The organism is Rosenbergiella sp. YN46, from assembly GCF_036620675.1.
Lineage (GTDB): Bacteria > Pseudomonadota > Gammaproteobacteria > Enterobacterales > Enterobacteriaceae > Jejubacter.
This window is the reverse complement of sequence record NZ_JAZHEE010000139.1, coordinates 1-570: the sequence shown is the minus strand read 5'-3', so window position 1 is coordinate 570 and position 570 is coordinate 1. Positions and strand designations below refer to the sequence as shown.

General features: G+C 54.6%; 1 rRNA gene. It reads left to right on the top strand.

The window, feature by feature from the left end:
- A 23S ribosomal RNA gene (locus tag V3W49_RS22910) occupies positions 1–570 on the top strand; the annotation flags it as partial.

Below are 570 nucleotides of genomic sequence, written 5' to 3'. Positions count from 1 at the left end.
GTAAGCCTGCGAAGGTGTACTGTGAGGTATGCTGGAGGTATCAGAAGTGCGAATGCTGACATGAGTAACGATAAAGCAGGTGAAAAGCCCGCTCGCCGGAAGACCAAGGGTTCCTGTCCAACGTTAATCGGGGCAGGGTGAGTCGACCCCTAAGGCGAGGCCGAAAGGCGTAGTCGATGGGAAACGGGTTAATATTCCCGTACTTGGCGTTACTGCGATGGGGGAACGGAGAAGGCTATGTCATCCGGGCGACGGTCGTCCCGGTTTAAGCGTGTAGGCTGACTTTCCAGGCAAATCCGGAAAGTTAAGGCTGAGGCGTGATGACGAGGCACTAAGGTGCTGAAGTGACAAATGCCCTGCTTCCAGGAAAAGCCTCTAAGCTTCAGGTAACGCTGAATCGTACCCGAAACCGACACAGGTGGTCAGGTAGAGAATACCAAGGCGCTTGAGAGAACCCGGGTGAAGGAACTAGGCAAAATGGTGCCGTAACTTTGGGAGAAGGCACGCTGACATGTAGGTGAAGCCCCTGCGGGTGGAGCTGAAGTCAGTCGAAGATACCAGCTGGCTGCA